21 protein-coding genes are annotated in these 22563 nt (G+C 60.8%); 8 read left to right on the plus strand and 13 right to left on the minus strand.

The features are described 5' to 3' along the window. Positions 1-31: 31 nt before the first annotated feature. The 4 genes from J2D73_RS08760 to J2D73_RS08775 all read left to right on the plus strand — a co-directional run bounded on the left by J2D73_RS08760 (position 32) and on the right by J2D73_RS08775 (position 4333). The gene (locus tag J2D73_RS08760; protein WP_207881292.1) at positions 32-1366 is read left to right on the plus strand and encodes an ATP-binding protein; all 1335 of its coding nucleotides are present in this window, start codon (positions 32-34) and stop codon (positions 1364-1366) included. A 166-nt stretch (positions 1367-1532) separates the two neighbouring features. Further along, positions 1533-2570: a CorA family divalent cation transporter gene (locus tag J2D73_RS08765; protein WP_207881210.1), complete on the plus strand. Its 1038-nt coding sequence runs from the start codon at positions 1533-1535 to the stop codon at positions 2568-2570. Positions 2571-2625: 55 nt separating this feature from the next. Then, positions 2626-3483, plus strand: coding sequence for a class I SAM-dependent methyltransferase (locus J2D73_RS08770; RefSeq protein ID WP_243429801.1), 858 nt, complete (start codon positions 2626-2628; stop codon positions 3481-3483). Positions 3484-3793: 310 nt separating this feature from the next. After that, positions 3794-4333 carry a nucleotidyltransferase family protein gene (locus J2D73_RS08775; protein WP_207881211.1) on the plus strand — a complete coding sequence of 180 codons (540 nt, stop codon included), beginning with the start codon at positions 3794-3796 and terminating at the stop codon, positions 4331-4333. A gap of 206 nt (positions 4334-4539) precedes the next feature. Here J2D73_RS08775 and J2D73_RS08780 read toward each other — a convergent pair whose 3' ends face one another. The 7 genes from J2D73_RS08780 to J2D73_RS08810 all read right to left on the minus strand — a co-directional run bounded on the left by J2D73_RS08780 (position 4540) and on the right by J2D73_RS08810 (position 12747). Further along, positions 4540-5106, minus strand: coding sequence for a GNAT family N-acetyltransferase (locus J2D73_RS08780; RefSeq protein ID WP_207881212.1), 567 nt, complete (start codon positions 5104-5106; stop codon positions 4540-4542). A gap of 250 nt (positions 5107-5356) precedes the next feature. Beyond that, positions 5357-5950, minus strand: coding sequence for a hypothetical protein (locus J2D73_RS08785; RefSeq protein ID WP_207881213.1), 594 nt, complete (start codon positions 5948-5950; stop codon positions 5357-5359). Further along, positions 5947-7926: a heavy metal translocating P-type ATPase gene (locus tag J2D73_RS08790; RefSeq protein WP_207881214.1), complete on the minus strand. Its 1980-nt coding sequence runs from the start codon at positions 7924-7926 to the stop codon at positions 5947-5949. The genes J2D73_RS08785 and J2D73_RS08790 overlap by 4 nt, the downstream gene beginning before the upstream one ends. Beyond that, the gene (locus tag J2D73_RS08795; protein ID WP_207881215.1) at positions 7923-9074 is read right to left on the minus strand and encodes an SPFH domain-containing protein; all 1152 of its coding nucleotides are present in this window, start codon (positions 9072-9074) and stop codon (positions 7923-7925) included. The genes J2D73_RS08790 and J2D73_RS08795 overlap by 4 nt, the downstream gene beginning before the upstream one ends. Next, positions 9074-10099, minus strand: coding sequence for an SPFH domain-containing protein (locus tag J2D73_RS08800; protein ID WP_207881216.1), 1026 nt, complete (start codon positions 10097-10099; stop codon positions 9074-9076). The genes J2D73_RS08795 and J2D73_RS08800 overlap by 1 nt, the downstream gene beginning before the upstream one ends. Further along, positions 10096-11964, minus strand: a complete 1869-nt coding sequence (locus J2D73_RS08805) for an SPFH domain-containing protein (RefSeq protein WP_207881217.1) — start codon at positions 11962-11964, stop codon at positions 10096-10098. The genes J2D73_RS08800 and J2D73_RS08805 overlap by 4 nt, the downstream gene beginning before the upstream one ends. 96 nt (positions 11965-12060) lie before the next feature. Next, positions 12061-12747 (minus strand): Fe2+-dependent dioxygenase, encoded by a 687-nt coding sequence (locus J2D73_RS08810; RefSeq protein WP_207881218.1) that lies wholly within the window; start codon positions 12745-12747, stop codon positions 12061-12063. Positions 12748-12778: 31 nt separating this feature from the next. Here J2D73_RS08810 and J2D73_RS08815 point away from each other — a divergent pair, with 31 nt between their 5' ends. After that, positions 12779-12946: a hypothetical protein gene (locus J2D73_RS08815; RefSeq protein ID WP_207881219.1), complete on the plus strand. Its 168-nt coding sequence runs from the start codon at positions 12779-12781 to the stop codon at positions 12944-12946. Here J2D73_RS08815 and J2D73_RS08820 read toward each other — a convergent pair. The 6 genes from J2D73_RS08820 to J2D73_RS08845 form a co-directional block, all read right to left on the minus strand. Next, complete coding sequence (locus tag J2D73_RS08820; protein ID WP_207881220.1) at positions 12924-15074, minus strand: alkaline phosphatase family protein; 2151 nt, start codon at positions 15072-15074, stop codon at positions 12924-12926. The two genes, J2D73_RS08815 and J2D73_RS08820, sit on opposite strands and share 23 nt — an antisense overlap. Positions 15075-15320: 246 nt before the next feature. Further along, complete coding sequence (locus J2D73_RS08825; RefSeq protein ID WP_207881221.1) at positions 15321-15938, minus strand: prepilin-type N-terminal cleavage/methylation domain-containing protein; 618 nt, start codon at positions 15936-15938, stop codon at positions 15321-15323. Further along, entirely contained in the window at positions 15935-16354 is a 420-nt protein-coding gene (locus tag J2D73_RS08830; RefSeq protein WP_207881222.1) for a type IV pilus modification PilV family protein, read from the minus strand. Before J2D73_RS08830 ends, J2D73_RS08825 begins: the two co-directional genes overlap by 4 nt. Next, positions 16344-16823 carry a prepilin-type N-terminal cleavage/methylation domain-containing protein gene (locus J2D73_RS08835; protein WP_207881223.1) on the minus strand — a complete coding sequence of 160 codons (480 nt, stop codon included), beginning with the start codon at positions 16821-16823 and terminating at the stop codon, positions 16344-16346. Before J2D73_RS08835 ends, J2D73_RS08830 begins: the two co-directional genes overlap by 11 nt. Continuing rightward, positions 16807-18066: a type II secretion system F family protein gene (locus J2D73_RS08840; RefSeq protein WP_207881224.1), complete on the minus strand. Its 1260-nt coding sequence runs from the start codon at positions 18064-18066 to the stop codon at positions 16807-16809. The genes J2D73_RS08835 and J2D73_RS08840 overlap by 17 nt, the downstream gene beginning before the upstream one ends. Then, the gene (locus tag J2D73_RS08845) at positions 18063-19763 is read right to left on the minus strand and encodes a GspE/PulE family protein (RefSeq protein WP_207881225.1); all 1701 of its coding nucleotides are present in this window, start codon (positions 19761-19763) and stop codon (positions 18063-18065) included. The genes J2D73_RS08840 and J2D73_RS08845 overlap by 4 nt, the downstream gene beginning before the upstream one ends. A gap of 53 nt (positions 19764-19816) precedes the next feature. Between J2D73_RS08845 and J2D73_RS08850 the strand changes: the two genes are divergently transcribed. The 3 genes from J2D73_RS08850 (at position 19817) to gspM (ending at position 22553) form a co-directional block, all read left to right on the plus strand. Then, positions 19817-20596 carry a prepilin peptidase gene (locus J2D73_RS08850; RefSeq protein ID WP_207881226.1) on the plus strand — a complete coding sequence of 260 codons (780 nt, stop codon included), beginning with the start codon at positions 19817-19819 and terminating at the stop codon, positions 20594-20596. Positions 20597-20902: 306 nt separating this feature from the next. After that, positions 20903-21910, plus strand: a complete 1008-nt coding sequence (locus J2D73_RS08855; RefSeq protein ID WP_207881227.1) for a PilN domain-containing protein — start codon at positions 20903-20905, stop codon at positions 21908-21910. 7 nt (positions 21911-21917) lie between these two features. Continuing rightward, positions 21918-22553, plus strand: coding sequence for a type II secretion system protein GspM (gene gspM / locus J2D73_RS08860; protein WP_207881228.1), 636 nt, complete (start codon positions 21918-21920; stop codon positions 22551-22553). Positions 22554-22563 lie beyond the last annotated feature (10 nt).

Raw genomic sequence — 22563 nt, forward strand, 5'->3', positions numbered from 1 at the left:
CAGGTCGCGCGTGACAGCGCGTCTGGGGATCATGCCCGAAGCGCCGCCCAGAGAGCGGCGTATTCTTCTTTGGCCGAGGGGACTGGTCGGCCGCGTGATGTTCGTGTTGCTGGCGTCGATCGGGCTGGTGTTTGTCGTCAGCTGGACCCTGTATGAACATGCTGAAATCTATATCGAGGACGACGATCGGCTCGGGCTGATCGGCGAGCGTCTGGCCACGGATTTACGTGTGCTGGAGGGAACGGGTCCTAGCATGCGCCCGGTGCTTGCGACCATGCTGTCGAACGGCGACCTTCATATAGACTGGCGACCGTCCAAGGCGTCTGACGACGACGTTCCTGAGCAGTCCCGGTTCAGTGCGCTTCATGAGCAGTTGGTCACGGCCAATCCCATGCTTGGACGACATGGGCTGCGGCTTCAGCCGGGACGGGGCTCAGGTCCGGACGTCAATGGCATGCTCATGCTGTCGGACGGCAGCCTTGTGCATTTCACGGCGCCAGACATCCTGCGTACGCATCTGGTGACGCGGGGACTCGTCACGGCGGCCATTGTCTCGCTGGCCGTGCTGCTGGCGGCTGCGATGCTCGTGCACACACTCAGCCTGCCGCTGCGGGCGCTGGCGACGGTAGCTGACACGGTCGGTTCAGGCGAATGGGAGCCCCTTGCGGAGAGGGGGCCGCGTGAAGTGCGGCGACTGGCGCACGCTATCAATGCGATGCAGGAACGAATCACGCATCTTATCGATGATCGTACGGAGGCGTTGGCCGCCGTGTCGCACGACCTTCGCACGCCACTTGCGCGCCTGAAGCTGCGAGCAGGGTTTTTGTCGGATGAAGAGGCGCAGGAGGCGATTGAGGCCGACATTGTCGAGATGGAGGCGATGGTGGGCGGAGTGCTTGCCTATCTTGCCGGGGAGAAAAAGCGCGAAGAACCGCGCTCGATGGATCTTGCAGCGATGCTGAGCACCATCGCGGACGATGCGGCGGATCGCGGGGAGAATGTCGTCTATAATGGACCGGACCGGTTGCCGGTTCGACTGCCGCAATTGTCGATGAAGAGGGCGTTCACGAATCTGGTCGAAAATGCGTTGAATTACGCGGGATCAGCTACGATATCTGTGCATGAGGCCGCAGGCTGGGTCATCGTGGACGTTGAGGATGACGGGCCGGGAATTCCCGACACGGAGATAGAGCGGGTTACGACGCCATTTTATCGTGTTGAATCATCGCGTTCACGTAAAACCGGCGGTTTGGGGCTCGGTCTCGCCATCGTTCAACGGGAAGTCGAGCGCGCGGCGGGGACGTTCCTGCTCGAAAACCGCCCGGCAGGTGGATTGCGCGCGCGCGTGTCGTTGCGCGCCGGATGAGCTGAAGCTGCGCGTCCAAGGCGCATTGTCAGTGCGGAAAGGCTGTGCGAAAGGTCGGACCGCGAGCCGTGCGGACGCCGCAGCGCGCCTACCCGACTGAACGCCGATGCGCCCGTGCCGGGCGATTTGTCATGTGGACGCCAACCGGAAAGAGGAGGTGGGATCGATGAGTGAAACCCGTTCGCTTTCCCTCGTCCCGACGGACGCTGGCGCCATGATGAACGAAGGCCTCGTCTGGGCGATCCTCTGCAATCCCGGCGAAAGACCTGAAAAGCTGGCGCCGGAGGAGGTTTCCCGGCGCCTTGAGGGTGCTCCACTGGAGCGGCCGGGTTGGGTCTGGCTGCATTTCGACATCGTGCACAGCATGTCGCGGGCGCAGGTGGATAATATTCCCTGCCTGCCTGAGGACGCGCGGCAGGCGCTTACCAGCACGGACCGGGGCGCTCGTCTGGAGTCTGAGGACGATCTGGTGTTCGGCGCACTGCCCGCTTTTGACGACGCCATGTCGGACGATGAGCGCGATGTGTGCATCTGGCGGTTCGCAGCGCTGCCGGATCTGCTGATCACCACGCGTCGGCACCCCATTCCAGCGCTAGGCGTCGTGTATCGGGAGTTGCAGCGTCGGCAGGTGCCGCCGAACCCGGCGCGGCTTGTCGATCGCGCGTTGCTTGAGTTCGCGGACACGGCGCGGCGGGATCTGGCGCGCCTGGACGATCAGCTTGATCGCGCCGAGGACGTGCTGTTGCTGCTCGACCGCGACACCGATCTTGGTCGTATGAGCGGCATGCTTGGGCAGGTGCGCCGTCGTTCGACCGAGCTGCGCCGCGTCATCGCGCCAGTCAACCGTATCTTTCATGATGAAGAGCTGGAGCTTCCGGAGTGGGCTGAGGATGATTTGCGTGATCGGTCGCAGCGGCAAATCCACGGCGCCCTGGACGATCTTCTCGCCTTGCAGGACCGGGCGCGATCGCTTCAGGACGAACTGACGTCCAATCAGGCGGAAGAAACCAACCGTCGCCTTTATATCGTCTCGGTCGGGACGACCTTGATGCTCCCTGCGACGTTCGTGACCGGCTTTTTCGGGATGAACACAGGGGGAATGTTCCTGAGCGGCGGGGCCTGGGACACCGTGATTGCGGGCGGCATCTGCTTCATGATCATGCTCGGCACCTGGTTGGTTCTAAAAGTAACGCGTCTGCTCTGATTCTTTCGTCCGGCGGCGGAACGATGACGATGTAGCGCACAGAGGAGACATCGTTATGAAAGTCCATTCTCTTAGGGCGCTTTTTGTTAATGCCGTTGCGACGTTCGCGGTCTCGACCCCACTGGCGTATAGCGCGACTGTGACGATGAAAGGACTTTCGTCTGGCCCTGCGGCGGCGATCGAAGCTGCTGTGCATGCGCCGACGCGGAGTACGAAATTTCTGACGCGAGACGCTGCGAGGCATCCGGCTGATGAGTTGAGCTTTTTCGGGATAAAACCTGACTCGTCCGTTGTTGAAATATGGCCCGGTGGTGGGTACTGGACGCAGATTCTGGCTCCGCTACTGCATGATAAAGGCGCGTATTATCTGGCGATGGGCAACCCGGCGGGGGATGAGGTCGAGGCGGAGTTCGCCCTGACCTCGCGCTTCAAAGCGATGCTTGGCGCCGAGCCTGGTGTTTACGATCGGGTGAAAATTACGAAACTGGGAGCGCATGACGCGGGTATGGCGCCGCCGGGCAGCGTCGATTTCGTGCTGACGTTCCGTAATCTGCATAACTGGATGGATGCTGGGGACACGCAGGTTATTTTGACGTCCATTCGCCGTGCGTTAAAGAATGGCGGTTATCTTTGCGTCGAGGATCATCGGGGCTCGACTGCGACAGAGCAGGATCCGCAAGCGAAAAGCGGTTACGTCCGACAGGACTATGCGATCAGGCTGATCGAGGCGGCAGGGTTCAAGCTGGTGGCCTCGTCGGAAATCGACGCCAATCCGCGCGACACCGCCAACTGGCCCAAGGGCGTGTGGACGCTACCGCCGACGCTCGCACTGGGCGACAAGGATCGCGCAAAATATGAGGCGGTTGGAGAGGCGGATAATTTCGTCCTGAAATTTCAGAAGGTCGGCGGGTAGAGGGTCTGTACCGTTATTGTTGCGATTTGAGCTGGCGTGACTGTGGCCGTAAGAATTGCGATCTGAGTAAACATCAGATCGCCTTAAGCTGTGAAGGCGTAAAGAATTTACTCGAGGGGTGTATTGTTTTTTTCTACGATTTTTTATTCATAAGCCTTGTGATTTTCAATTTTCTGTGCGTGGAAAAATGGCTCCCATATTGGGTTCATGCAGATCAAGCTAATTTATAGGACTTGGACTTGTGTTATATGATCGGGATGGAGTTCGTAAGGGGGGAATCTATAGTGTTCATCTTGAGCACCTGATTTTTATGAGTCCACCGCTGCGCAAGGTGTTGGACGCGTGGTCGGCTATTGACTTGAAGAATTGCTGGTTGGTGGCGGGATGTCTTGCTCAAACGGTGTGGAACGAGAAATTCGGATTTCTTCTTGAACACGGTGTTTTAGATCTGGACCTGGTGTATTTCGATTCGACCGACATTTCCGCATATAGTGAACAACAAAATTCTGAGCGCGTTCGCAGCGTTCTTTCTGACCTTCCTCTCCGGGTTGATGTAAAGAATGAAGCCAGGGTTCACGTCTGGTATAAGGAAAAATTCGGCTATTCAATTGCGCCATATCGTTCCGTCACAGACGCGATTGACACGTTTCCGACAACGGCGACAGCAGCGGGGATTCGCCCGAGAGAGGATGACATTGAGGTTTATGCGCCATTTGGTTTGACGGATATGTTCGGCGGCATTGTCCGAGCGAACAAACGGCAGATCACGGCACAGATTTATGAAGCCAAGGTGTCGCGATGGCTTTCTCATTGGCCGAATTTACAAATTGTTCCGTGGGACGAGACCTGAACGATCCGTGTACCGGAACGAACGGCGTAAGCTCAGCATCCAAGATATGAGCGGCGGTGTATTCAGGTGCACGGCTATTTTTCTTCGTCGTGGAGAATAGTGGACGTCGCGCGCTAGTTGGGTATAGTCTACGAATTACAACTTTTATTGTCTTCATTTATTGTCTGGAAACGTTAGGTGGTGACGCATGGTTGCTGTTTTTTACGCTACTTGACAGCAGCATAGATGAAGCAGTCACGTGGAGAAGAACTGACATTGGGATGAACGATATAACGGCGGAGGACGCCTTCACGCGTCAATCCAGCTTTTTCCATGGCGCGGGCAGATCCTACGTTCTCCACGTCACAAATGCCGCTAACTCTGAAGCACTCTCTCTGAGACAGCATTAATTTTACAGTCGTTTTCAGGACATCAGTCATGACGCCGCGTCCCCACCACGGTCGCGCCAATACATACCCGACCTCTACGTGAAACGGCTTGATCTGGCGTAGAGAAAGCAAGCCACGAAAGCTGGTTTCTTTGGTGTCGTAGACTGAATATGTTCTGCTGACTTCCGGCGGTGTAGAAATGCAGGCGGCAACGAACTCCTTCGTCTTTGACAGACGTTTATGTGGGACCCAGATCGTATATCGTGACACTTCAGGATACTGCGCGTAGCCATTAAATATGTTCTCCGCATCCTCCATGGATAAAGGGCGAAGAACATGGTCAGGAGAGTGAAAGCGGTCGGGTAGCATGGCAGCGACTATGGGCGTCGCAAAACTGAAACGCAAGAATATGCGGTCGTCGGATCCGTCTGACGCCCGGCGACCGGTATAAGGTGCGTTCGTTCCCAGATTTGGGACGATTTTCGCTATATCGGAGATACACCTGTCTGGCCGAGCGTTATTCGATTATCAAATTTTCTGTAATATATATCTATAATAGAGCGCAATGTTCGATTCCAGGGTGACTGTTCGGATGTCTTTACATCAAACGACGTATCGCTATTGCCCCTGATAAGGACCGGACCGTAGCGCCTAATCACCACGCTAGGTGGGGGTCGGTCTTCTTGGTCTTGAGAATTTTGACGGCGCGGATATTGGGTTTCTTCTCCTCAGTCGGAGCGGCTCCTGAGGACATGAATGTAGGCGCGAGCGAGGTCGTTTCTGAATCGCGACGCAATGTCACCTCTTTTCCGGTAATTGCCGTGACGGTCCAGTCATTGATCGTTTGCCCAACGACCCGTGGCTTGCTGCGCGAGTCTGCCGGACCGTCATGAAAGATGGCGGTCCAGCGTCCGTCTCGTCCGACAATGCCGGATAATCTCAAGGCGTCACGCGACTGTGCGGCGTCACCTTTGGGCCGTCGGTCGGGTTCGAACAGAGGACGATCCAGTAAAGCAGTGGCGACGGCGCCGAGAGGTTCTTCCGGCGCGGCGGAATCCGTAGTCTCCGTTGAAGCATTATCCGCATCGGGTCCCGACGGAGGTGTTTCCGGCGTGGTTGGTCCATCCGCCGGATGGGGCGGGGCGCCGCTTGCCACTTGGCCGGGGCCGTGCGCGGGAGCTTCGGCGCGTGCGTATGCGACGGAAAGCTGGGTCGCGAAGAGAAAGACGACAAACCGAAGAACGTTCATCTGGTTTTCGTTTCCTTGCCCGGGCTGTTTTCGTCGAAACGCAGCAGCCGGCCCGCGTTCGCCAGTCCAGCCAGCGTCGAAGCATTGTGCAGCAATGCCGCCATTACCGCTCCCTGCGCGCCCAGCAGGTTGAAGGCGGCCATGCCGATCAGGATCGCGGTCCAGCCGACGCCCATGCCGACATTGGTCTGAATGGTGCGGCGGCATCGGCGGCTCAGACGGATAGCCGTTCCGAGGCGGTGCAAGTTGGGCTGCATGAGCACGAGGTCGGACGAACTGAGAGCTACGTCGGTGCTTTCCGCTCCCATCGCGACGCCAACGGCGCCCGCACGTAGGGCTAAGGCGTCGTTGATGCCGTCTCCGACCACGAGCGGGCGGCGGCCCGCTTCGATTTCCTCCAGAACGCATCCCATTTTTTCTGCCGGAAGCACTTCCGCCCGGATTTCGGAGACGCCGACGTCGCGCCCGACACGCTCGGCGACCGCGCGGCGATCCCCTGTCAGCAGGATTTGTCGGGTCAGCCCCATAGCGCGCAGTTCTTCCATCGCATCGGCGGCCTCATCGCGCGGCCGGTCAGACAACAGGATCCAGCCCAGGAACCGGTTGTCCATTCCCAGACACACCATCGGGCCACTGTGCTCGGGCGCGGGGCCGGGATCGACGCCCGCCTCGATCAGCAGGGCTGGACGTCCCATGCGCAGGATGGCGCCGTCGGACAGAGTGACTCGCATGCCCAGGCCGTGCAGTTCTTCCGCGTCGTGGGGTTGTATCTGCGGCGCCTCCGGGCGGCTGCGATGAAGTGCGCGGCTGACGGGATGGGCGCTCAGCGCACCGATCGAAGCCGCTCGGTCGAGAAGTAAGACCTCGCTGACGCCGAGGGCGGGAAGCGCGCGCTCCAGTGAGAGCTGACCCGTGGTCAGGGTGCCGGTCTTGTCGATGATAAGCGAGTCCACGTCCGCCAGATGTTCGAGGAAGGCGGTTCCCTTGATCAGAATTCCGTGCCGGGCGGCGACCGCGATTGAGGCGATGGATGCGGCGGGAGCGGCCAGCACCACGGCGCAGGGGCATGACGCGACAAGCACTGCGAGCATGGCTGCCGTCGATCCGGAAGCGAACCAGACGGCGGCCGCCACGGTCATGATCAACGCCATATAGGAACCGGCGTAGCGCTCCAGCAGGCGCGTGAGCGGCGGCTTGGCGTCTTCTGCGACCTCCATCAGGGCGATGATCTGCCCGAGCGCGGTGTCATCTCCGATCCGTGTGACTTCGACCGTCAATATGCCGGACAGGTTGATGGACCCGGCGAGAACATGGGCGCCTGCAGCGACCTCTACCGGCGCGGACTCGCCTGTCAGAGACGCCATGTCCAGCGACGACTGGCCGTCGAGAATGAGGCCGTCCGCCAGCAGTCTGTCGCCCGCGCGCAGTTCGAGCCTGTCGCCGACGCGCAGGTCGGTGGCGGAAACGGCTTCGGCGGCGCCGTCGGGGCGGATGCGTAGCGTCGTCGTGTCAACCAGTCGTTCAAGCGCTCTGATCGCCTCCTGCGAGCCGAGCAGCGAGCGCTCTTCAAGGATGTGGCCTGCGATCATGATGATCGGAAGGAGGGCGGCGGTCAGCAGGTCGCCAGCCGCCCAGGAGGCCAGCATGGCGACCGCGACCAGTTGGTCGGTCAATCCATGCAGCGACGGGTGACGCAGGCTGGCGATTGAGGCGGCGAGGATTGGTGGGGCGACCAGCACGGCGGCGGCGGCAGACGCCAGATCCGGCAGGGCGCTGTCGCCACCGACAAGAAAGCGCCATGCTACAGCGACAGCGAGAAGCCAGCATGCGACCATCGCCAGCGTTAACCGCATGCCAAACGCCCAACGCTCCGCGCGCGTCGTCAGGGGGACGGTCGCTGCGTCTCGCGCCGCCTCCGCACGCTGTTCCAGTCCGCGAAGTGCGTTGGGCGCGGCGGAAAAGGCGCTGGCGCTCATTGGGCGTTTCCCTGGGCTTGGGGCGCTGTCGGGGAAATCGAGAGAATGGTCTGGCCGGTTCCGGGGGCGACGCTGGTGATTTCTCCGACGCGGGACATGAAAACGGCGACGCGATCGCGCCACGCCTTTAGCGCGGCGGCGTCCCGCACGGGTTGCAGGGCGTCGGCTGCCGCGGTTTCGTCAGCGGAAATGGTTGCCGTCGAGGCCGAAGCTTGCCGGACCATTTCCTCGGCCGCGGCGGATGCGTCTGTCTGGAGGCGATCTCGTTCGCGATTGGCGTTCTGAATGACTCGTTCCGCGTCGGTGCGAGCCGCAGCGACGCCCTGCGCGGAGACCTGCTCCGCTGTGAGGACCTGATCAAACGCTTCTTTCGCGCGCGGCGGCAGGATCGGCACAAGGTCTATCCGCGTGACCTCGATCCCGAGATCAGCATTGGGTCCCGTCAGTGCGCGAAGGCGCGCGTTCACTTCGTCCATCAAGGCCTGTCGGAGGGCTGTGCGTCGCCGGGTGGTCGCTTCGTCGGCGCCGGTTTCGCCGCCGCCCGAACGCATGACCAGAAAGTCTCCGATCGGGTGGGATGCGGCGATGTGGGTGGCGGCGGCGTAGAACGTTCGGCGTAGCGCGGGCGGCGCGTGTCGTTGGGCCTGCATATAGGCGACGGGCCGAACCACCTTATAGAACAATGTCGCGTCCAGCCTGACGATGTTCCCGTCGCCGGTCAGCAGATAACTGGAGTTCGCCGCGTCACGGTTCTTTTCCATGTGCAGCCAGTCGTCGGATTCCTGAAGTTCGAGGTCGGTTTCGTCGCTGGCGTAGGCCGTGTTGTCGCGGGTGACGCGCAATGAAATCTGGTGATCGCTGGACGGCAGAAGCGTCACTTCCTCGAATGGGCGCGGCAGAGCGACGACGAGGCCGGAGCGTCGGACGTCGACGACTTTCCCGTAAAGGATCACGACGGCGGTGCTGTCGGTCGGGACGGAGCGCACGTTTCCGGTTAGCCAGAAAAGTCCAAGAAGCGCTGTTACGGCGGCAAGCAGCAAGAAGGTGAAGCGGACGGTCTGCTCCAGCGGGCCAGAGATCAGCACGGGCGCGATGGACGTGTCTCCGTGGGCTTGATCGACGGGGAGGGGACGGGCGGAGGCGGACATTACCGTTTTTCCGTCGCGGCCCGGATGGCGTCCTGCGGGATAACGGGAGAGGGAAGCACGTCCAGAACGGTGCGTCCGGCGCCGGGCAGGCCGGTGAGGACGTTGAAGGGTGCGGCGTCCGTGCGCATCACGAGCCGCGTATTACGCCCAGCGATCTCATTGATTGTGTCGAGCGTGCGCAGCGCCGCGTAAAGATCGGGCGCCTTGCCGTAACTTTCGGCGTAAATCGCGGCGGCCTGCGCGTGCGCCTTTGCTTCGGTGATAGCCGCCTCCGCTTTCGCGCGGGCGACGATAATGCGTGCATCGCGCTCTGCGTCAGCCTTGATCGCAGCCGCCTTGCGCAGGCCTTCCGCCGTACGCGCAGCTGCCACTGTCTCCCGCTCCGCGCGCATTCTCGCAACTGTGGCGCTTAGGGTTTCGGCAGGCAGGCTCAGGCGTTCGACGCCGACCTGCTCTATACGCACGCCATAAATCGCCTCCGCCTGAGGTCGAATTACTGCGAGAAGTTTCTTTTCGAATTTGCCAGTTTTCACAGCGGCGGGGACGGTGTTGATAAGATCGCCCAGCGCGAAATCGCTGGCGACGATCTGCAAGGTCGAACCAAGCAGGGAGCGGAGCTGACGAGCGGCCTCGTCCGGGTCGTTTCCCGTCGCCCTGAGAAAGTGTTTTATCTGATCGGGATCGTTCTGGATTGACCATACGATGAACGCCTGCACGAGAACGCGTAGCCCGTCACGGGTGCCAACGTCCTGCAAGCCGCCGGATGTGGTGCGCGTCTGCATGTCCACCGTTTGCGCCATTTCCAGCGGGGCGGGCATTTTCCATGTCAGACCGGGCGATGTCTGCACGCGGACAGGGGCTCCGAAGCGGGTGACGACCACGGCTTGCCCGGATGAGACTGTAAGCGACGTTGCGGCGAGCAGCGCGGCGCCAAAAACTGCGCCTGCGAGCGTAAATCTGCCAAGCGTCGCGCCAAAGGTGGCGTTGCGGGAAGCGTCGGCGGCGTGGGATGCGTGTCCGCTCATTTCGTGTCCAAATTGTCATGAGGGGCGGAAGGCGACGTCGCGCCTGCGCGCATGTCGAGCAGGGCGTTCTGAACTTTGGCGTCAAGGACGGTGATGTTGGCCCCGGCCAGACCGCGTTTCAGGTTCGCGAGATAGCGCTCCAGAAGGAAGGCGCGTCCTCCGACACGCCACGCGACGGCGTCTCCGTCCATGCGGGTCGCGTCCGCTTCTGCCGTGCTGCGGATCGACTGCGCCTGCGCCGTAGCCTGCGCTTCGTCGGTATAGGAATCCCTCGCGGCGAGAGCGTGCGTTTCTTCCGCGCGTGCGTTCTCCTCTGATATCGACGTTCGCGCCTTGATCTCGGCCGCTTGCACGAGACGCCACGCTTTCGCGGCGGCGGCGGGCGGCTGCACGGAGTCAACAAGAACCACGACGACTTCCAGCCCGGAGCGATGGGAGTCCAGATCTTGCTGCAGGTTACGCGACAGGGTTTCCGCGATGTGTTCCCGTCGGGTGGCCATTACGCCATCAAGTGTCTCCGACGCGAAAAAATCGACGAACCGACGTTGTGCCAGAGATCGTAATAAAGTTTCCGGAGAAGCTACCGTGTAGAGCGAGTCCATGGCTCCTTGATCGGAGAGGCGCACGCGATACAGAACGCGCAGATTGGCGGTCATCGTCTCAAACCCGGCGCGTCCGTCGCTCTGCGTCCGGGCGACGAGGTACGACGCATCTTCGGGCGATCCATCCCAGAGGCGATTGGCGCTGTCGGGTGGCTCGCCCTCTGCGTTGGAAACGTCCGAGGCTCTGGCTGCGGCAGTCGCGTCTGCCACCGCCAGAGAGTGGATGGCGCCGAATTCGACAAGACGCACCCGCCCTAGCGGCGCGGGCAGGGTGACGTGCAGGCCGGGGCGAAGCACGGCTGTGGGGACCCCGAAGCGTTCGTAGACCCCCCTTTGGTTCTGGGGGATCTGTACGACGCCGCTTCCGGCCCAGGTCAACAGCAGCATCGCCAGCGCAACCGGCGGCGTGGCCCGGCGCACGAAAGCGAGAGCCCAGCTTCGTTCAAAGTCCAGCCCGAACTTCCGTCGAAGTATGTCTCCAATACGCGTCGGGGTCAGAGCGCGTGGCGCCGAGAAGGCAACGACGTCGACGCAGGAGCGGGCGGTCCGCGCTTCTGCGGGCGGAACGAAAAGGGCGGCGACGAGGCGCAGGGTTATCTCGCACGATCCATACACTACGAGTCCGGCAGGAACTTTCCACAGCCACGCTGGCGGCGTTCCCCCTCCGGCAAGGTCGCCGAGCAGCAACCCTGCGAGTAGCAGCACACAGAGGCACAGACGTAGCACGCCTGGCACGCCGGACACGGGCCGCAGCACGGCTGTCGGGCGCGTCGTTAGAAAACGTTCGGCCAGAAGAAGCACGAAGGCGAAGGCAATTACGCCGGTGGCGAGCGGACCTGCTGCGGGAATTACGCCTGATGTAGGGAGCGACGCTCGTGTAAGCGCGCGTGAAGCGGATGCAAATGACAGCGCTAGGCAGGGTGTAAGCAGAACTGCTTGTGGCCAGAGAGGGATTTTCCGGTCGGGCGACCGGATCGCGCGGAGCAGGGGCAGCGCGGAGAAAGTTGCGCCGCAGGTCAGGACGAACGATGCAACGACCGCACCGGACAGCGGACTGCGGAGTACAAGGTCCGCGAACGCGGTATGCGCGGCCGCAGGACGCAAGGCGGCTCCGCGCACTACGAAAGTCGCGAGAGCGCCGATAAGGGACGTCGCGCCCGTGAGAGCCAGAATGCGCGTCAGGGACCGCGTCGCCGCAGAGGAAGGCGCGGTGGGCGGAGCCGCAGTCGTGGCGGCGGTGTGGGGCGTCGAAAAATCCGCCAATGGTCGCTCGCGTGGTCCCGTGATCGAAGAAAAGACAGGCGGATTTATAGAAGTGTTACAGGAGGTGTTTGTGACAATCCCATGAAATGATAACCTTCACGCATCGCACCATTGCCGGACGAGGTTGTGATACACGTTGGTCAGCGAAAGAACCGCCGGATCGTCAGGTTGCGTTCGGCTCCGCAGGTCGATGATCGATCTGTCCAGAGCGAAGAGCAGTGACCGTGACGCGGCGTCTCGCACGAGCGACTGTATCCAGAAAAACGAGGCGACTCTGTTGCCGCGCGTCACGGGTGTTACGCGGTGCAGCATGGTGGTTGGATAGACGATCATGTCTCCGGCGGGCAGGCGGATCAGTTCCGATCCGGAGTCCGTCACCAGCTCAAGCTCACCGTCGTCATACTCTTCGGGATCGCTGAGGAAGAGCGTCGCCGAGAGATCGGCCCGCATCATCTGTCCGTTCGCGCCGGGGATGGTCTGCACCGAATTGTCGACGTGCAGGCCGTAGGTCATGCCTTCTTCATAACGATTGAACATGGGCGGGTAGATGAGGCGGGGCAGGGCAAGGCTGCGAAACAGCAGACCGTCGGATAAGGCCTGAAGGATAACGGCGCGCGCAGCTGCCGCCTTCGTGCACTCGGGTGCGAGTTGCATGTTTTTCTTGCTATGGGCGGCCTGTGGCCCGGCGGTCGAGCGTCCGTCCACCCACGAACCGGCGGCCACAAGACGCCGACATTCGGCGACCTGATCCGGTGTCAGAATTTCCGGAATATGTACGGGCATTGTTTCTGTCCTGCGTGGACGCGCGCGTGAAGTGACGAAAACGCAGCTTCTGCCCGGGACGGCTTATTATGGTCGGTCCGGGCAGAAGCTGATGACAGCGTCGCCGCTCTTTCGGAACGGCGTCGCTTTGGATCAGAACGCGCTTCGCCTTGAAGCGAAGCGCGTCGTCTATGGGATCAGCCGAAGAGCAGGGAACTGAGAGACGTCCAGAAATTTCCAAGAGCGGATTCGATCTCGCCCAGAAGTTTCTGGATCAGGCCTGTATCGGAGGACGATCCGCCCGCTGAGGAGGAGCCTCCGGTCGAGCTGGAGCCGCCGGAGCCACCTTTGGACGGCGAACCACCCGTCGTGGAGCCGTCAGATCCTGATCCGTTCGACGATTTGTTGAAGTCGAACATGTCCATCAGATCGCCGATGGCCGGGCTGTTTGTCGGCGCGTAGAGGTTGCTGCTCGACGTCACGGGGTTCGGAAGATTGTCACGCCCTGTGGACGAAACCGGCTTCAGACCCCAGTTCTTTTCAATGAACTTCAGGAAGGACACGTGGTCGCCGTAAGTGTGGTTGATATGACCGCCCGTCGAATAGGGCGAGACCATGATCGCCGGGATGCGTGTGCCGTCGCCGAAGAAATCGAGAGGCTGGATATAGCCCGAATCCCACGACCCGCCGCCCTCGTCGAAGGTCACGAGAATAGCGGTGTGCTTCCAGACTTCAGGATTCGACTTGATCTTTTCGATCACATGCTTCGTGAAGGCTTCGAAAAGCGAAGGCTTGGAGGAAGCAGGGTGACCGTCGAGAACACCGTCCGGCTTGATGATAGAAACGGCCGGGAGATTGCCCATCGCGAGATCGGCGTCGAGATCGTTGATGTCCTTGATGTGCTCTTCGCGCTGCTGGGCGTTCGCCATAATCTTCGTTTCATACTGAAACGGATTACAGATGTCGCAATAAACGCCGCCAAGTTGACTGCTGGGGTCCTTGACGTAGTTGTCCCAGCCCGCGCCGTAGTAACGCCATGAAACCTTCTTCTCGTTCAGGCGATCAGCGATGGTGGGCACGTTTGAGGGCGGAATGACATAGGTGCCGGTGTTGACCGTGCCGTCGCCGAGATAGCCGGGGCTGTAGTTGTTGACGAGGTAGTAGGCGCCGTCCTTACACCGCTTCGGGTGCTTGCCAGGAAGGGACTTCAGATACTGGGCGACCGGCTTCACACCGGGCTGGCTGTCGTCCGAACAGTTGACGTAGGAACCGCCGGAGTAGCCGTCCTGCGTGTACCAGTTGGTCGTGCCGGCTTGCGGATTTGGATTTTCGATCTGCGTGCTTGGCGGGGTTGCGACTGCGCCGTTGCCGTCCGTGTAATAAATCGCAAGACCCGTGCCGAGAGCAATGTGGTTTGCCCCGGTGCCGCCCATGATGGACTGGTGAAAATTATCGCTGGTCGTGTATTTGTCAGACAGGGACTTAAGGTATGGAACGTCGCCCGCCGCCATGTTGTAGAACCCCATGCCGACCGATCCTTCGCCGGTCGTAAGGGTTCCAAAGTTCGATGCCTGGGCCTTGCCGTTTCCACCCGTTCCGGTCTGCACTTCGACCCAGGGAAAGAGGTCGTTCAGGCAGCCTGAAGGATTTTTTGCGGTCGCGTGATCTAGCGAGCAATCCGTTTCCTGCCACATCTGGAAAAAGCGATGGACAGGGCTTCCCGTATAGGAATCGTAAGGCAACGTCGAGCCGGTGAACTGGAACGGTCCGTCGGGCAGGTTGTTCGCGTTGGTGATGCGCGTGTCGACGCCGGACGATCCAAGACCGCTGGCGCCGGTCGTCATCTTCAACCAGTCGGAGCGATCGATGCCGTCATTCCCGACCGCTTTTTCAAAAGCTTCGACGCCGGCGAGGGTCGCAAAGGGAGCGGGATCCGTGTCGGAAGCTTTGGCTGGCGTTCCGGACAGGCCCGGAGGCGGGAGAATCGCGTAAGGGGTCTTGCTCTTCGGCGCGATGGCGTACTCGGTGCTGGCGGTCGCCTGCATCTGTGCGGCGGTCGCGAAGTTCGCGCCCGGCGTTCCATCGACCTTGACGATCTTCTTCGATAAAATGTTGTCTACGGTTTCACCTTTTTTCGGGATATATGTTCCGTAGAGGTTATCGAAAGTATGGTTTTCGCCAATGATCATGACGATGTGTTTGATCGGCGTGGCGGTTTTCGCCGTGTCGGTCTTCGCGACCGCAGGCGCCGTCGTCACGATAGGAGAAACCACCATTGAGGCTGCGGTCAGATGCGCGACCGAGCGGCCCAGCGGCTTGCGCAGGCGTCTCCAAACAGGTTGAGACATTTTGGAACCTTCCGTTCTGCCATGCAGTTGAATTAAGGACGTCCTATGCGGACGGCGAACGAAAGCGCGCGCTCCGCCAGTGAAGGCATCATGTTTCAAGCCGCGTCCGACTTTGAATCGGCGTCGCGCCTTTCTGTTCGTGAAACATTTAGTTAAATTTTTGTCAGGAAGATAATGAAGAAACTATGACGGTTCTATGACGTATGGTTCTAAGTTGTTTTGCAAATATCATTTATTTTAAATATTTTATGAGGATTCGGCGCCCGATAGACTCGGATGAATCAACATATCCGGCCATTGGACGCCGGGCGTCATCGTTACGATATGAATCCGAACAAGCAATGGAAGCTCCTGGCGAGACCAATTGCTCTGCCACCCATGGTAGGACTCTTTTCGTCCGTAATAGGAAAAACTGATCGCCTGAATATCTCGCGCCAGAACTTCCTCGTGAAAGGCTTGCTCCGCTCCTGCACAACGTGCGCGGCGGTAGGGGCGCCAGCGCAACACTAGGCGATGTTTGGCGTCCACGCCGATGCCGGCTTCGATTTCGTGTGCGTAGCCTTCCTGTTGCGGTAGCCATGAGATCAGGCTGAGTCGGTCGTTCGCGCCTGTGAAAGCTGGGGGAAGACCCGGATCTGACAGTTCCGAGCGTGTCACGATACGGCGTAAGGTGTCATCCATGCCCTGAAGGTCGCTCATGTGTTCGAACGTTTTTTGCTCAAGGGCCCAGCCGCGCACCCCTACGGCGCTTCCTTGCCATAACGCGGTTGAAAGAAGTGCGAAGACGAGTGTGACGACGATGATTTCCAGCAAAGTGAATCCGGCGTCGCCCGAACATCGGGCGTGCGTGCGGTCTTTTGTCATTCTGTCGCCGTCGCGGGGCGGACCGCCCGCCCGGAAAGCTTGACGGAGTGGTGGAGCGCGCCCCAGTCGACCGTAACATCCACTGTGTAGAGGCCAAGTTTTTCTTCGACGGAGCGACCGCCGCCGGTTGATATCTGACGAATTTCGACAAATGTCCTGTATCCACCGTTGACGACGTAATCATTCGTGCCCGGATGCAGTCGTGGGGACGCCAGCATGGCGTCGAGCTGCGAGCGGGCGACAGACACCGCACGCAGGCTCATGTCGGCCTGCTTGTTCCCGGAAAGCCCCGTCTCCATGGCGCCGAACATTACGGCAAGCGCCATACTGGCGATCATGAGCGCCACGATGACTTCCAGAAGCGTGAAGCCTGCGTCGGGCAGCGATCGTCTGAAGGATGAGGGATCACGGCGCATCGACAAGAATCCGCCCGGTCGCGGGGCTTACTGTGAACAGGACAGCTCTTTGCCCGAGGGTGAGCAAAAGCGGGGCGCCTGATGTCGCGCCGTTTGCGTCGAACAGGATCTCGCCCTGAGCTGCGGCGCCCTCTTGTGAAGCCGGAATGGTCATGACGACGGAGCCGGTCAGCCGATCTATCCGTTCGCGCTTACCTGTGCGTGTCACGAATTCGCGACGGCTCGCGTCGAACGCGACGACAGTTGGCAGGCCGCTGGTCATGGCGGCGCTCCTTGCGTTTTGGAGAATGGACAGGACCTGCGTTTTTGCAGCGCCGAATGTGACGGCATCGCTATGGAACGGACCGCGCTCGACTGCCACTCCAAGCAGCAACCCGGCGATGACGAGAACGACCATGACCTCCAGCAGGGTGTAGCCGCTGTCCGAAGAAGGTGATCGCGACCTGGGGAAGTCACTGAGCGAGGTCATTAAGACTCAGCATGGCGAGCAGCAGCGCCGAGACGATCCCTGCGACAAGGACGCCCATGATGATGGTGATCGCGGGCACCAGAATTGCAAGAAGACGCTGGATGGTGACGCGGCTCGCCTCTTCATGAATGTCAGCGGCCTTGAGGCAGATCGCCGCGAGTTGGGCGGTCTCTTCGCCGACATGAAGGAAATGCGTCATGGCGACTGGATAAACCCTGCTGCGCTCCAAGGCGGCAGCCAGACTGCCGCCTTCACGCACCGCGCGTGTGGCGTCGGCGATCACCGCCGCACCAACGCGGTTGCCGATTACGCCTTCGGTGATGCGCAAGGCGCCGACCAGCGGCACCCCGTTTCGCATCAGGGCTCCCAGCGTACGGGTCAGGCGCGCGGCCATGATTTCGCGTGTAAGAGTTCCAAGTATCGGAACCTGCAGCAACACGCGATCGACGGCGAGGCGGATATCGGGACGTTGCAGGGCGGCGCGCATGGCGAAGATTGCGCCGACCAGTCCGGCGAGCATGTAAACGCCCCACGCGCTGAGAAAATCACCCGACGCGATGACGATTTTTGTCGGCGTCGGGAGCGCCGCGCCGTTTTCGGCGAACAGGGGCGTGAACTGCGGTAGGACGTGAGTGAGAAGGAGGACCACGGAGAACACCGACGCGATCATCAAAACCGTCGGGTAGATCATGGCCGATTGGACCGTTGCGGCCATCTTGCGTTCGCGTTCGAGGAGGTCGGCGAGGCGCAGAAGAGAATCTTTTAAAGCGCCGCCTGCTTCTCCTGCTTTCACCAACCCCACATACAGGCGTGAAAAACTGCGTGGCGACGCCTCAAGGGCTTCGGCGAAGGAGCCGCCGTCGCGGACCTTGTCGCGGATCAGGCCGATGGCGCGGGCGGCCTGCGGGTGCGGCGACGTTTCGGCAAGGAAACGCAGCCCCCGGTCAAGATCAAGGCCGGCGGAGAGCATGGTCGCAAGTTGCCGTGTGAACTCGGTCAACGCTTTTGGGCGCAGCACCGGGTCGCGCCGTCGGGCCAGCCATCCGCCCAACCCCGACCGCAATGCGCCGCCGCGCGACGCTGGCATGACCAGCAGCGGCGTCAGCTTTCGCCGCTTCAGCAGCATCAGAGCCTGCTGTTCGGTGCTAGCGACGATTTCTCCAGTCGTGACGCCGCCATCCGAACCAAGGGCGCGGTAGGTCCAGCGCGACGCCCCGTCGACGGTGGCTGCGATTTCGCTCACTCGCCGCCGCCGACGATGCGGCTGACTTCTTCGATCGTGGTCTCTCCTGCCAGAGCCGCACGCAGACCGGCCTGAAACATCGTGACCATCCCTTCCGAAACCGCAGCCTTCTCGATCTGTTCATGATCGGCGCCGGAAAGGATCAGGCGTGTGACCGCGGGGGAGGGGCGAAGGAACTCGGCGATGGCGCTTCGTCCACGATATCCCGTGTGACGACATTCAGCGCAGCCGACGGCGCGCCACAGCGTGTGCTGGCGTGTGGCGTCCAGCGCGAAGCGATGGACCAGTTCGGGAGGGGCGGTCTCCGGATGGCGGCAGGTCTGACACAGTCGCCGCACCAGCCGTTGCGCCAGGATGCCGCGCAGGACGGCGGTCAGCAGATAGTCTTCCAACCCCATGTCGCGCAACCGGGTGATGGCGGCGGCTGCAGAGTTCGTGTGCAGCGTCGAGAGCACCAGATGCCCCGTCAATGCCGCCTGTACGGCGATTTGCGCGGTTTCGATGTCGCGGATTTCACCGACCATGATCACGTCGGGATCCTGACGAAGAATCGCGCGCAGAAGACTGGCGAAGTTCAGGCCGATGACGGGCCTCACCTGAATCTGGTTGATTCCGGCGAGTTGATATTCGATCGGATCCTCGATCGTCACCACGTTGCGGTCGACCGCGTTGATTCCGGAAAGACCGGTGTAAAGCGTCGTGGTCTTGCCGCTGCCGGTCGGTCCCGTCACCAGCACGATGCCGTTGGGTAATTCCAGGGCGTCGCGAAACGAGGCGACGATTTCCGGGGCGAGGCCGAGACGGCTGTAATCGAAGCTGACGGTGGTGCGGTCGAGCACGCGCAGCACCGCGATTTCTCCGTGCAGGCACGGCACGGTGGAGACACGGAAATCGACCTCGTGCCCGCGGACGGCGAGCTTGATTCGTCCATCCTGAGGCAGTCGCCGTTCGGCGATGTCCAGCTTCGCCATGATCTTGATACGTGAAATGAGCGCTGCGGTGGTGCGCGGCGGTTGATTGTCTACTTCATGCAGCACACCGTCATAGCGATAGCGCACGACGAGACGATCCTCGAACGGCTCGATATGAATGTCCGAAGCCCGCGTCTCGACAGCGCGGAAAATGATCTGGTTCACAAGCCTGATGATAGGCGCTTCGCTGGCGAGGTCTTTCAGACGATCGGCGTCTTCCTCAGCTGGGTCGTGATTCCTCTGTGATCCGTCTTCTTCTTCTTCGCTCTCCTCGTCATCCGGGTAAAGGCGGTTGAGCGCTGCCTCCAGATCTGCCCCTGTCGCAACGTCGCGTATGACCTCGCATCCAGTGGCGAGACGGATCGCGGCCGCACTGTAGTCGTCGAGAGGATTGGCCATGACGAGGCGCAGCGTGTGTTCGTTTTGATTAATCGGTAACGCACGGACCTGTTTCAGGAAACGGCTGCTGAGTCGGTCGGAAAAGAGCGGTTCGTCGATCCGTTCCAGTTCCGATGGGCCAACTATGGCCCGTTCGAGGATGGAGGCATATACGGAGGCTAGTCCGCCTTCGCTGACGAGGCCGAGTTGCAACAGCACGGCGTGAAGCAGTTGCCCGCTATCCGCCGCGACGCCTCTGGCGCGGTCCAGAGCGCGGATATCGCTGGCGCCTGTGGAGAGCAGCGCGTCGGCAAGGCGCTGGTCACCCGATGATACGGTCATGCTCATCGAACAATTGTCTCTTGTCGTATGAAAACGGTGGGCGCAGTGTCCGACGCGCCATGCCTGATCCAGTTCTTTGTATTCCGTTTCTCATCGCGCCGTTCATAGGAAGTTTTCTTGGCGTGCTGATTCGGCGCATTCCACGTGGCGAACCGTTCGCGGCTAGTCGTTCCCATTGTGAAACGTGCCAGACGAAGCTTGGCGCGCGTGATTTGGCGCCGATCCTGTCGTGGCTTGTCCAGAAGGGGCGTTGTCGCCATTGTGGCGCGAACGTCGATCCGCAACATCTTCATATAGAACTTGCCGCTTTTCTTCCTCCCATGTCGGCGCTGGTTGGATATGCGGTGTTGCATAGGACAGACCCACTCGGGCAGTGGTCCATAGATCCGGTCACGTTTTGGTTCGAATGCGTTTTGGGGTGGATGCTGTTGGCGCTGGCCTGGATCGACGTGATTTGCCTCCGGTTGCCAGACGTTCTGACATTGCCCTTGCTGATCGTCGGTTTGTTCGAGGCGATACTTTCCGGCGACGTCGATGTGGCGGGTGATCGTGCGTTGGCGGCAGGGCTTGGCTGGACAGGGCTGTTGTTGCTGGGTGTGACTTATCGACGGTTGCGTGGCCGTATCGGTCTGGGAGGCGGTGACGCGAAGTTGTTGGGGGCGGCTGGGGCGTGGGTAGGGTGCAGTCACCTGTCGCTCGTTCTTCTGCTCGCATCGTGCTTTGGGCTTCTCGCCGCACTGGGAGCAATCTTTCGTGGCGGGCGCGTAAGCGCGGCGATGATGCTTCCCTTCGGCCCGTCGCTTGCCGCAGCCATCTGGATTGTAAGACTGGCGCTCTGAGGGGCGCGACGGTACGCGGAATCGTTCGCCGATGTGCCGTGCGACGACGACGGGCGATCCGCCTGCTTTAGTTATGGTGAGGCGGTGATTCAGGGGGCGCATGCGTGGAATGATTTAGAAGAGCGCCTGACGCGGGGCCAGACTCTTCGTTAATGTGTCATAAATATATCATATATCATGCCTGTTCGATGATTGTGAGGCGGTGGTATCCAGCGGCGACATTGTCTCCAGAAGCGGTTGGGGAGAATGTTTCCGGCACACCCTGCGCGTGCGTTCGCTCAAGAAAGGTTGAGGTCAGTCCTTTCAATGATGAGTAGCGCGTCCTCTATCGGAAAAAGTGGCCTGAAAGGGTTCGTCGAATGGTGGGGCAGCCAGTTGCGCGAGTGTCTTCCGCCGCAGTGGCGTGGGGGCGGCCATAAAGGCGTGATCGTCTCAATAGGACGGAATGGGCGTCTGGAAGAAAGCGTTCTGGACGAGATCGTCGCTTCCGGGGCGCCGAAAGCCGGAAGATTCGTTGGGCATTGGCGGAGGTGCGAGGTAAGGCTCGCATTGCCGGAGGGCGGCGCTCTGTCGAGGCTGGTGCTGGTCCCTGCAGCCGCAGTATCGGATGCTGTTGGTTTGCTGACCTATGAATTCGATCGATTGACTCCGTTTAACGCTGCGGAGACAGCGTGGGTCGCTCGCCCGAAGGAGGTGGTCGCCTCGGGCGTTGGAACCATGTTCTCGATAGTTTACGCTCCGAACTTTGTCTTTGAGAATGCTCTGTCGCAGCTCAGGGAGCGCGGTTTGATTCCGGTTGGTCTCGTGGGGCGTGATGAGCGTGACGAACCTGTCGAAATTCCGCTGGAGCGCCCCGCTGCGCGACCTCGTCTGGCGTTGCGGATCGGTGTGCCTGTCTTTTGCGGCGCGCTTCTGGCCGCGCCGTTCGCCATGCAGGCGGTGGCCATGGCGCGCGTTGACGGGGCGATCGCGGCTCTTGCGCCGGAGCGGGCGCGGGCCGAAGCCTTGCGACGCGAAATCAGCGGCTATACTGCCGGTCAGTCTGCAGTAACGCACGAGCGGAAAAGTGTCGGCGACATTATGGGCGTCCTGAAGGCTCTGACAGAGACATTGCCGGACGATACGTTTCTGACCGCCTTGACCGTGCGTGACCGTCATGTGATGGCCCAGGGGCAGACTCGCGAAGCGCCACAGCTTATCGGTTTGCTTGAGCACAGAGCCGGGTTCGCGAACGCCGCGTTTTCAGGGCCGGTGACGCATTCGGGCGATACGAATACGGATGCTTTTACGATCACCGCGACCGCGCCAAACTGATCGGAACATGGCGTCTCCTCTTTCCTCGTCATCTTCGCTCCCTGGCGCACGTCTGCCGGTCGGTCGCGCCGGGAAGCTGACCGCCATAGGTCTGGCGGCAATCACGTTGACGTTGCTTTGGCTGTTGGCCTCAGTTGTGACGGGTTTGTACGACAATCTGAAAGATCACGCCGAAGGTAAGCGGGATATTCTCTTCAGGACGAGGGCGCTGGTCGCGTCCATCCCGCGCCTGCACGAAGAAGCGATCCGAGCGGCGGAGGAAGGAAGCAGGGGCGGTGTCTTGCTTGGAGAGGACTCTGACGCGACCGCGCAAGCGCGCCTGCAGGAGTTGGTGGAAGCTGCGGGGCAAGCGGCGCAGATACAATTGAGCAGTCAGGAGCCGTTGCCTTTGGTTCGGCAGGGCCTTTTTGAGCGTCTGGCGGTCAGGGTGTCGCTGACCGGTTCGTGGCCTGCATTGGTGCGGTTTCTCGATACTGTGAGCAGCACCGATTCCCCGGCGCTGCTTGTGGAAGACCTGCAGATTCAATCGGCGGGCAGTTCTCGGCTGGCTGACGAAGCCAGTCATGGACGCATGATCGACGCGTCCGTGACTGTGGTCGCGTTACGTAGCCCTGCAGCCGCTCGCACCGAGGCGCACCCGTGACGGCAAGTTT

The sequence above is a fragment of the Acetobacter sacchari genome, assembly GCF_017377715.1.
In the GTDB taxonomy this organism is placed as follows: domain Bacteria; phylum Pseudomonadota; class Alphaproteobacteria; order Acetobacterales; family Acetobacteraceae; genus Acetobacter; species Acetobacter sacchari.

Bases quoted from the DNA above. Each gene is read 5' to 3' on its own strand.
- J2D73_RS08845 (WP_207881225.1), bottom strand. From the start codon at position 19,763: ATGAGCATGACCGTATCATCGGGTGACCAGCGCCTTGCCGACGCGCTG.
- J2D73_RS08810 (WP_207881218.1), bottom strand. From the start codon at position 12,747: ATGCCCGTACATATTCCGGAAATTCTGACACCGGATCAGGTCGCCGAA.
- J2D73_RS08770 (WP_243429801.1), top strand. From the start codon at position 2,626: ATGAAAGTCCATTCTCTTAGGGCGCTTTTTGTTAATGCCGTTGCGACG.
- J2D73_RS08800 (WP_207881216.1), bottom strand. From the start codon at position 10,099: ATGAGCGGACACGCATCCCACGCCGCCGACGCTTCCCGCAACGCCACC.
- J2D73_RS08775 (WP_207881211.1), top strand. From the start codon at position 3,794: ATGAGTCCACCGCTGCGCAAGGTGTTGGACGCGTGGTCGGCTATTGAC.
- J2D73_RS08855 (WP_207881227.1), top strand. From the start codon at position 20,903: ATGATGAGTAGCGCGTCCTCTATCGGAAAAAGTGGCCTGAAAGGGTTC.
- J2D73_RS08830 (WP_207881222.1), bottom strand. From the start codon at position 16,354: ATGCGCCGTGATCCCTCATCCTTCAGACGATCGCTGCCCGACGCAGGC.
- J2D73_RS08785 (WP_207881213.1), bottom strand. From the start codon at position 5,950: ATGAACGTTCTTCGGTTTGTCGTCTTTCTCTTCGCGACCCAGCTTTCC.
- J2D73_RS08760 (WP_207881292.1), top strand. From the start codon at position 32: ATGCCCGAAGCGCCGCCCAGAGAGCGGCGTATTCTTCTTTGGCCGAGG.
- gspM (WP_207881228.1), top strand. From the start codon at position 21,918: ATGGCGTCTCCTCTTTCCTCGTCATCTTCGCTCCCTGGCGCACGTCTG.
- J2D73_RS08850 (WP_207881226.1), top strand. From the start codon at position 19,817: ATGCCTGATCCAGTTCTTTGTATTCCGTTTCTCATCGCGCCGTTCATA.
- J2D73_RS08765 (WP_207881210.1), top strand. From the start codon at position 1,533: ATGAGTGAAACCCGTTCGCTTTCCCTCGTCCCGACGGACGCTGGCGCC.
- J2D73_RS08820 (WP_207881220.1), bottom strand. From the start codon at position 15,074: ATGTCTCAACCTGTTTGGAGACGCCTGCGCAAGCCGCTGGGCCGCTCG.
- J2D73_RS08790 (WP_207881214.1), bottom strand. From the start codon at position 7,926: ATGAGCGCCAGCGCCTTTTCCGCCGCGCCCAACGCACTTCGCGGACTG.
- J2D73_RS08795 (WP_207881215.1), bottom strand. From the start codon at position 9,074: ATGTCCGCCTCCGCCCGTCCCCTCCCCGTCGATCAAGCCCACGGAGAC.
- J2D73_RS08825 (WP_207881221.1), bottom strand. From the start codon at position 15,938: ATGACAAAAGACCGCACGCACGCCCGATGTTCGGGCGACGCCGGATTC.
- J2D73_RS08835 (WP_207881223.1), bottom strand. From the start codon at position 16,823: ATGACCTCGCTCAGTGACTTCCCCAGGTCGCGATCACCTTCTTCGGAC.